General features: G+C 39.7%; 4 protein-coding genes and 1 rRNA gene. All 5 read right to left on the reverse strand.

The window, feature by feature from the left end; genetic code table 11:
- Positions 1 to 4: 4 nt before the first annotated feature.
- Positions 5 to 3,187, reverse strand: a complete 3,183-nt coding sequence (locus tag J4N24_RS18790; protein ID WP_207535257.1) for a SusC/RagA family TonB-linked outer membrane protein — start codon at positions 3,185 to 3,187, stop codon at positions 5 to 7.
- A gap of 58 nt (positions 3,188 to 3,245) precedes the next feature.
- On the reverse strand, positions 3,246 to 4,721 hold the full coding sequence (locus J4N24_RS18795) for a sulfatase family protein (RefSeq protein WP_207535258.1): 1,476 nt from the start codon (positions 4,719 to 4,721) through the stop codon (positions 3,246 to 3,248).
- Between the two features lie 8 nt (positions 4,722 to 4,729).
- Positions 4,730 to 5,704: a sterol desaturase family protein gene (locus J4N24_RS18800; protein WP_207535259.1), complete on the reverse strand. Its 975-nt coding sequence runs from the start codon at positions 5,702 to 5,704 to the stop codon at positions 4,730 to 4,732.
- A gap of 1,073 nt (positions 5,705 to 6,777) precedes the next feature.
- Complete coding sequence (locus tag J4N24_RS18805) at positions 6,778 to 9,219, reverse strand: TonB-dependent receptor (protein WP_207535260.1); 2,442 nt, start codon at positions 9,217 to 9,219, stop codon at positions 6,778 to 6,780.
- Positions 9,220 to 9,649: 430 nt separating this feature from the next.
- A 5S ribosomal RNA gene (rrf, locus tag J4N24_RS18810) occupies positions 9,650 to 9,755 on the reverse strand; the annotation flags it as partial.

Here is a 9,755-nt window from a genome sequence, read left to right on the forward strand (position 1 = left end):
CGGTTTACAAGCTCAGAGATAATCCTAGTTGAAGAGACTTATTATTTGGATATACGCTGTTATCAATACCACGATTTATTAAGCTTTGGCCATTTACACTAGCCTCGGGATCAAAGCCTGTATAGTCAGTCCAGGTAACTAAATTCTGTCCTGATATATATAGCCTTACATTTTGAGTTCTAATCTTGGCTGCGAACCGTTTAGGGAAGTTATATCCGAATGAAGCGCTTTTTAATCTTACATACGAAGCATCTTCAATAAACCTGTCAGAAATAGTGATGGCAGGGTCCTGATAAGCTGCTTTAACATCAGTATTGGTATTGGTTGGAGTCCATCTGTTTAATAGCTCCGTAGATCCATTTACATAGCCTGTAGCAAGTTCAAGATTTGCACGGTTTTGATTGTACAACTTTCCTCCTATGCTAGCCTGAAAGAATACGTTGAAATCGAAACCCTTGTAACTGAAATTATTGGTTAACCCAGCAAGAAAACCTGGTTGGTTCTTAATGACGATACGGTCATCCGCCTGGGTGATCTGGCCGTCACCATTCAAGTCTTTGTACTTCTGCCCGCCTGCTGCTTTATTAGCTTGAGGCGTTAAAGGAGTTTCGCCCGGTTGAATAACACCATCAGCCTGATAAACGATAAACGAGCCCAATGGATAGCCCACTTTTGCAATAGACGGTACACTTATAGAAGGAATGTACTGATCCACCCCGTCTCCGAGACTTAATATTTTATTCCTATTTATGGAATATATAACCGTAGTACTCCATTTGAATCCTTTTGTCAGGTTTTTGGTTGCCACCGAAAGCTCGAAGCCTTTATTAGAAACAGCTCCAATGTTTTGATATACAACAGATGCCTGGCTATTAGCTGGGTCTGAAAGCCCTGAAGTTCCTGGAACTGTCCGACTCAATAGCAAGTCTGTCGTTTTCTTATAATAATAATCGGCCGTGATTGCAATGCGATTACTAAACAAGCCAAGATCAATGCCACCATCAAATTGCAATGTCTTTTCCCAGCCCAACTCACTATTCTCAACATTGGCAGGAGCAAAACCAGACACTGTAGTATTGGAGAAGTTGTAGCGGTAATAGTTAATCTGACCAAGAGCGGAATATGGAGGAATACTCTGGTTACCAGTATACCCTGCACTTGCTCTTAATTTTAGCTGATTAATGCCCTCCCACTTTTTAGCGAAGCGTTCGCTCGTTACATTCCAACCCAAAGCTGCTGAAGGGAAATATCCCCATTTGTTTCCTTCTCCAAAACGGGAAGAACCATCAGCACGCAAAGTGATAGTAGCAAGGTATTTACCATCGAATGAATAATTTAGTCTTCCCAGATAAGAAGCTAATGCCCATTTAAGGGCGCTGGAGGAGGCCGCTCTTTGGGTTACACCTGTACCTAAATTGTTATAGGTGTATTCATCTGTCGCAAACCCTGCACCCTCAGCTATAGCGCCTTTAGAGTTAGACTCTTGTGCGGTAAAACCGACCAATGCGTTAACACGGTGCTTCTTACCAAACTCTTTATCGTAGGTTAAGGTATTCTCATTAAGCCATGAACTGGTGAATAAAGTTCCTATTGTTGCAATTCCACTGGCTGCCTGGCCTTCCCCAGTTGAGATTGGCAGGTAACGGTTTTGTTTGTTGTCTATCACATCAACCCCAAACAAAACTTTGGCTTTCAGACCTTTCGCAAGGGTGTATTCTCCTGAAAAGTTCCCAAGGAGACGATTGGTACGAGTCTCGTTTATTTGATTATATAGTGAGTTGATGGGATTCTGCAGAGCTGATTCAAACGGACTTAATACTACGAATGTGCCATCGTCTTTATAAATAGGCAGAGATGGAGGAGTTAATACAAGGTTGCTCACGATATTAGCCGGAGCTACCTGGGCTTTCGTATTACTTGCTATAATGCTTGAGAATATTCTTAAGCGCTTGTTATACTCGTGATCAACATTCACCCTTCCTGAATAACGAATGAAGTCTGTATTTTCCAATACTCCATCCTGTTTAAAGTAATTTCCGGAAATCGCAAATCTTGTTCTTTCTGATCCCGATAAGATCGACAAATTATGACTTTGGTATGGAGCTTGTCTGAACGCAGCATCTTGCCAGTCTGTACCGGTACCTGTAGTGTCAAGACTATATCCACTTGTTACAGGCACCACTACATTCTTACCAGAATTTCTTGCAGCATCCTTTCTTAAATCCCACCATTGAGCGGCATTTAATAACGGTAATGTACGAATCACCTTCTGCTCGCCGTAGTATGCATCGTAATTGATTGATGGTTTACTGGGCTTACCAGTTTTAGTGGTTATAATAACAACCCCATTTGCTCCGCGAGAACCATAGATAGCAGTTCCAGAAGCATCTTTTAATACATCGATAGACTCAATATCTGCTGAGTTAATAAAAGACATTGGGTTGATCTTTGAACCGTTCGTAACTCCGGCATCAGCAACAGAATAATCATTATTAATCGGAAATCCATCTATTACATAAAGAGGATCGCTTCCCGCAGTAATAGAATTATTGCCACGAATTTGAACACTGACGCCTCCTCCCGGCTGACCGGATGTTTGTGTTACCTGAATCCCGGGGATGGTTCCTTGCAGTAATCTCTCAGGAGAACTCACCGGTAGACTTCTGACGTCATCAAGTTTCACAGAAGACACCGAACCTGTTACATCTTTTCTTCTCTGAGTTCCGTAACCAACAACAACCACGTCGCTTAACTGGTTAGCTGACTCTTTTAACAGTACTGTAACCGGACTTCCTGTTACCACTACTTCTTGTTTTTCATACCCTATATAAGAGATAACAAGGGTGTATGGGAACTTTTGTCCAGTAACAAAAGTAAATTTCCCCTGTACGTTGGTATTAGCGGTGTGGGTGGTTCCTTTAATCTGAACTGTTACTCCAATTAAAGGCTCCTTTGTCTTTGCATCATAGATAGTACCCACCAAATTAGATTGAATAAGAGGTTTCGTCTCCTGTGCGAGCGTAACCTCTGGGAGTACACTGAGAGACAATCCCAGGGCACCAACCGTTAGTAGTGTAAAAACGGGCTTACGGTAAAAAGAGGGAATTTTAAGACTCTTAAAATCGGGCAAAAAACCCTTCGGATAGGGACGAGAAGTCCCAGATAGCTTTTGGCTATTAGTTTTCATTACTTAAATGTTTTTTGAAAGCAGTTCCGGCCTGTTGCCGGAACCTGTTATTGAATTCCTATAATGTTACTTTGGGCTTTGGCGGGATGTATTTGCCGTTCTCATCCAGCGGCCGTTTGTCTGCATATGCCGGGATGGAATAATTGACAGCTTCTTTCTGCTTTTTCAGCTCGGCTTCAAGGCTTTTTCTCAAGGCTGCACCTGCTGGAGTATTATGCAGGTTATTAGTTTCATAAGGATCTTGTGTCAGATCATACAATTCAGCCCAATCTTCCTGGCCAGGATACTTTATCAACTTTGCCGTCTCTGTTCTCACAGCTTCTATCGTTGGCAATGCAAAATTAGTTTCGTAAAAATATTCGTATAAGAACGATGTACGCCAGTCTTTCACTTTTCCGGTTTCCAATACAATTAAGCTTTTTCCCTGAAAGGTCTCTGGTGCTTTAATTCCAGCAGCGTCAAGGATTGTTGGAGCGATGTCTAAGTTTAAAACAAGCTTATCTTCAAGTTTTCCTTTAGGTAAAGCTTTAGGGTACCGAACTAACAAAGGGGTACGAATCGATTCTTCGTAAGCGGCGCGTTTATCTCCTATACCATGTTCCCCCAAAAAGAATCCATTGTCGCTGGTAAATATTACAATTGTATTTTCAGCCAGATGAAGAGAATCCAGTAAGTTCAGCACCCGGCCTACATTATCATCAACGCCTGCAAGACATCTGAAATAATTCCTAACCTTTTCATCATTATTTTCAGTCCAGGAATTATTAATCTTCCTTTGAACATTTGGGTTGTTGTTTTTATTACCAACGTCAATTTTTCCCAGGTATGGAGGCAGATCTTGTTCTGTAGCTGGCTTGGTGAGATAAACATCCGAAAAATCAGAGGCATGCCTTTGAGCAGGCTGCCAGGGTCCGTGTCCGGACTTGAACGCAAGGGCTAATGCAAAAGGAGTCTGGTTATTCTTACGAATAAACTCCAGTGCATAATCAGTAGTTACATCATCTACCCACCCTTTAGTTGATGTTGTCTTTCCATTTATCTCTAAAGGACAATCCAAGTATTGTCCCTGGCCTAGAAAACTTGCTGACTCATCAAACCCGGGTCTTTTCCCGCTTTGACGTCCCATATGCCACTTTCCGAAGAAGCCGGTTTTATATCCGTTCTTCTTTAGCTCTGTTGCATACGTAACAGTCGTATCAGCAAGCGGAGTATGATTATTTGCAATCCCGTTCAGGTGATTATACTTGCCCGTTAAAAATGCAGAACGACTTGGCGAGCAAAGTGAATTAGTAACAAAAGAATTTCTGAACCTCACTCCTTCTGCCGCTAAGCGATCCAGATTGGGGGTTTTGAACCAGGGAAATCTGGCCTCTTTATTTTGCTCCTTCTGCACAACGCTCAAAGCGTCGTAGCGCTGGTCATCGGTATAAATAAATATAACATTAGGTCTAGCTGAACTTTGCGCTAAACTGGTTGTAAGACCGGCAGCACCATTAAAAAATATATAGGCAGCTAAAAAGAAATTTCGTTTCATGGTATTCTTTACTGAAGTATCGAAGGATTAGTGGATGTGGCAGCCACCAGAGATGGTTGTAACAAAAGTTCTTCGCTCCTTTCTTCCTGATCATCTTCGTTTGCAAATTGCTTTGGAACATCTTCCCTTACTATAGGACCCTCGGCAGATAATTCACTGCCTGCTATATTTGATTTTAAAACCGGCCAAAAAAGCTGGGCATACCATTCATCGCCTTCATAATGTGATATACCGTAAGATTTGGGGTACTGACGAGATATGTGGGCTGTATCGAAAATGATGTCCCAAAGGAAGAACATATTCCCAAAATTACCCTTGTAATATCCAACACCATCGTCTGTAACATCAGCATGATGTGCATGATGTGTTGCCGGTGTAGATATAGTCCTTTCTAGCACCCACGCAATAGGATGCAACCATTTGATCTGGTAAAAAGGCCTGTCCCATGGAATACTTGAATGAGCAAGTTTGGTAATCAAGGACTTAATTGCTTTCACAAATAGAGCAGGATATCCCAATCCAAGATATACCAGAATAGTTGTAACATAAGTTTGAGAGAAAAAGAAGGTATACCATATGTTCTGCCTGCTTGCCATTGCCATTCCCATATAAGGAGCTGAATGGTGAGTTCGGTGAAATCTCCATAACCAAGGAATTTCATGGTGTAGTCTATGGTACCAGTACTGCGTCAAATCATCCGCGATAGCGATAATTAAAGCACCAAACGTAAAAGGAATCCAACTAAGCGTCCCTTTGGCTGCAGGAAAGGCATGAGGAAGGAACTTAAGACCGAAATATGCTACTGCAGGGCCAACAACTAGCTTAGGCACGGTATAGCAAGCTATGTCTAACAACCTTTCATTCTTACTCCATTTTTTTCCATAAAGTCCCAGAGAAAACTCAGCAAAGCCGAGAATAAAAGTTAAGGCTGTCAAGCCCCAGGTATTAAGATTTCTGAAAATCTCTTCTATAAATTTTATCATGGTAGCTTTTATTGATCTTTTTGTTTTTGTTGAGAAATCGTTTGTTGCTTTGTGTCCTTCTTCAACCAAGGCTTTTCTCCTTTAATGTAGAACGTGATAAACATTAATATCACAGGTAAGGCATAAATAAACAGACTTAGAATAGCGTTTCTAAAGATCTTCTGCACAGTACTTTTAGGGGTTTTCATTTTGCTTTCCAATTATTTTAATAATTCCTGAACCAGATACAATCCTCCAAGAAGAATAAGAAGCGGGATAATAGATACTATAATACCCACAAGAATTTTTTTACCAATAAGGATAAAATCAGCACTTGTCATAGATGTAAGATTAATTGTCTTTGAAAGAATTCGGAACCAGCAACATTCAGTAGCTGGACAGTATTAGCAAATGCTCATGAGAAGCAGAGATACTAACAACAACAGACCGTTTTGTAAAATTTCAGATTGCAAGTAAGAGATAAGCCAAGGATATGACTTTCTCTGGAATGATCACGCATAGGCGGCATGGAAGCGGAAAAATTTTCCATATATTTGTTTGTTTTTGTTAATGACCCATTTGTTAATAGAAACGCGGAATGTAGATCAGTGAGTGATTGGCGTTACGTGCTGATCTCATTCGGAAGGCGGGATTAATTCCTGCCTTTCTTATCCAAAAATAAAAGCTTAAAAAACTTTGTTTAGTACAGCATTCAACAGCAGCAACAATACAGCGTTGAGCTTGTCCAATGCTTTAAGGGGGTAGACAAATGTGAATTTCTAATACTTAAGGACAAATGTTTCATTGCTAATTTGTTTAAACCTTCCAACAAATTCTAACAACACATCCAACTGCACTATCCTTTAGAACTCTACAACAAATATAAAGATAAAATCGAAATAATCAATTAATCTATAGATTTTATAGGTTTTATTATATAATGGGGAATTCTCCTTTCTATTCCAATTAAATAACTGGTTATCAATATTTAAATCGACCTAGGTAATTTTCTATCTCCTCAGTTAGATAAAAAAAATCCGTAAAGTGCAGAGCCTTACGGAGGAAAACAAAAAATGAATGAAAAGACAAAGCATTTAAAACTCCCGCTCACCGAACTCACTAGCGGGCAATTTCAACTTTTTGCCTAGCTGATTTAAGTTAATACTTAGATTTAGAAGCAAGAGGTCTTTCTCCTGGATGTAATTGGTGGTTGTATAGAAATTACTCCCCCACGTAGTTATCCTTTGTTCATTAGCATTAAAAATCCCAAGATCGATATTTTGCCATTGCAAAGTAGCCGAAGCTTTTCCATTCCAGAAGTTTTTCTTCAAAGAAGCATTTGGAATCACGTACCTCGAATCTTTTCCCTGTGCAGTAACCCGCTCTGACAAGTAATTCACATTCCACTGAAAGCTTGTAGTTTTACTAAGCTGGATGTTTGAATTCGTGTTAACAGAATAAACTACACTAGATGTATTAACTCTTACTGCATTATCAAATAGTGAACCTTTAAGGCTATAATCATATACGTTAGCTCCTATATAAAATTGGTACCAATTAACAGGTTTCAGGTTAGTTCCCAACTCGACACCCCATAAGTTGGCTTTACCGGCATTGGTATAAATGCGATTCAAGATGGTATCGTTATAAACACTGTTAACACGGTTTATTACATTTCTAATATTTTGATTGTAAAGCGTTAATGACACAGATCCTTTTCTAAAGTCCTTTATCAAGCCAAGTTCGGATAATCCAACAAACTCTGGACGGATCTTAGGGTCTCCCTGCTCAAGGGTTTCAGAATGCTCCCTTTCTGGATACGGGTTCAACTCATTATTCGTCGATCTTTGAACTCGTTTACTATACCCAGCCTTTAGTTTCAAGGAACTCTGGACTGTATATAGCAGGTTAACAGATGGAAATAGATTTGACAAGGTTAAATCAAACGGCTTTGCCTCCTTTCCGGCAAACACCCGGGTGGCGTACTCATATCGAAGTCCCGCTACATAATCAAGTTTGCTTACTTTTCCAGAGTACTGACTATATATAGAGTGGATTTCATTTTTCAAATCGGCATTGCTGCTGAATTCAGGGACTACCGAATAAGCTCCAGAGCTAAGGTTCTGATCCTCGTACAAGAACACACCATTTTGTTCCTGAAAACGGTACTGGTAACCACTCTCCAATTTTCCTTTTCCAATATTTATCAAATAATCAGCCTTCAACCGAAATGCGTCTAAAGGGTTCTTCCCATCATTTCTCACATTTTGAATAGTCTGACTAGTATTTGGATAGGCGAGATTGGAATTTTCGGTGCGCGAATTCACTTTCCCTGATTCATATAATCCTGATAATGAAATAGAAGACTTATTAGCAAAGGTGTGGGTATAGTCTATATTCCCTAAACTGAAATCCCCCATTTTCCTGACAACATTGGAATTAAAGTACGTAAATCTCTGCACAGTATTACCTGTATTCAAATCGGTTTTGCTATTATTATAGAGGATATCTGCTCTTCTATACTGAGTTTTCCTGCCATTATAAAAACCAATAAAAAATGAATTATTCTTGTTCGGTGTATATCCGACTGATGCACGAACGGTATGACCGTAACGCTTAAAACTCCTCTCACCTGCCGATGGAAAAGATGTGTAAATATTATCGATTGTAGTATTTACGTCACCCACTCTGCGGCCAGCCAGATCATTCCTCAAATAGCTTCCTGATAAGGTAAAGTCCCATTTATCCTTTCTTACGTTCGTTATTGCATCTGCACCATAACGTTGAGGAGCATTTAGATTGTTATAAGACTGAATTGATGGAAAACCTCCCTGAGTGCTGGCACTGAATGAGGAAACATTTGCAGTACCTTTTTTAGTTACAATATTAATGATTCCTGACTTCCCATCCGGATCATATTTAGCCGAAGGAGCAGTAACTATTTCAATATTTTCAATTGTATTAGCCGGCAATTGATTCAAAATTTCTTTTGGAGCTGCTTGTATCGGCTTGCCATTCAAAAGAACAAGTAAACCAGTTGAACCTCTTAAAGCGATATCACCTTCCGCATTTACCGAAACCGAAGGCGTATTTTTAATTACATCAAGTGCTGTACCTCCCTGGCTTGACTGAAACTGTCCGGCACTATACACCTGCTTATCAATTTTATGACTGGCTTCTGATTTCGTGCCTGTAATAGTTACCTCATTTAATGCCTTTGCGTTAGCTCTTAGCTGAATCACTCCTATATTCAGATTTTGGCCGTTACGAACTTGTACCAAAGTTTTGCTTGCATTGTAACCAAGGAACCTCACTGACAGAATGTAACTTCCTTCCTGTAACTGCTTAAAATGAAATTTACCTTTAATATCTGATACCCCACCCGTTACAAGAGTACTGTCGCCCGTTTTTAAAAGGGAGATAGTAGCAAATTCAATAGGTTGCTTTTCAGTATCCGTTACGCTCCCTGAAATTGATTGACTAAAGCTTTTGGAAGAACAAACAAAAAAAAGAATAAGTAAAAAATTAAATCTCATATTGATTGTGGAAATGGGTAATTGCTTTGAAATGAGCAGAGGGGATCGAAAAATACCTGTTTAACTACTCAAGCTGCAAAGTTAAAATAAATCTATAATTTTTATAGGATAAATAGCCTTTATAAAGAAACAGGTAGATAATATTTGTATGTTTCTACGATACTCCTATGAATATGAAAATCCAGATTCATAATCACAAAATTAGCAGGCCATTGCTACAGGAAAGATAACTTTATCTAAAGTTTAAGTTAAAGAAGGTGGTTTCGCTTTTATGAGCGGCGGAACTCTCCCTTTCGTCGGGTTAACTGGCATGAGAACTCTTAATTCCTGTTAAGGGCACCAAATTGATTGTTATAGCAATAATGATTCTGCTGAATTTTTCATAAAACGAAAAAAGCCCTATCAGTTACCTGAAGGGCTTTTGTTTAAAAGTTGGCACCGACCTACTCTCCCACATTTTACTGCAGTACCATTGGCTCTGGCGGGCTTAACTTCTCTGTTCGGAATGGGAAGAGGTGGACACCGCCGATATAGGC

The organism is Desertivirga arenae (genome assembly GCF_017355785.1).
GTDB lineage: Bacteria > Bacteroidota > Bacteroidia > Sphingobacteriales > Sphingobacteriaceae > Desertivirga > Desertivirga arenae.

Excerpts from the sequence above, each read along its gene's own strand:
- J4N24_RS18790 (WP_207535257.1), bottom strand. The coding sequence starts at position 3,187 with ATGAAAACTAATAGCCAAAAGCTATCTGGGACTTCTCGTCCCTATCCG.
- J4N24_RS18800 (WP_207535259.1), bottom strand. The coding sequence starts at position 5,704 with ATGATAAAATTTATAGAAGAGATTTTCAGAAATCTTAATACCTGGGGC.
- J4N24_RS18805 (WP_207535260.1), bottom strand. The coding sequence starts at position 9,219 with ATGAGATTTAATTTTTTACTTATTCTTTTTTTTGTTTGTTCTTCCAAA.
- J4N24_RS18795 (WP_207535258.1), bottom strand. The coding sequence starts at position 4,721 with ATGAAACGAAATTTCTTTTTAGCTGCCTATATATTTTTTAATGGTGCT.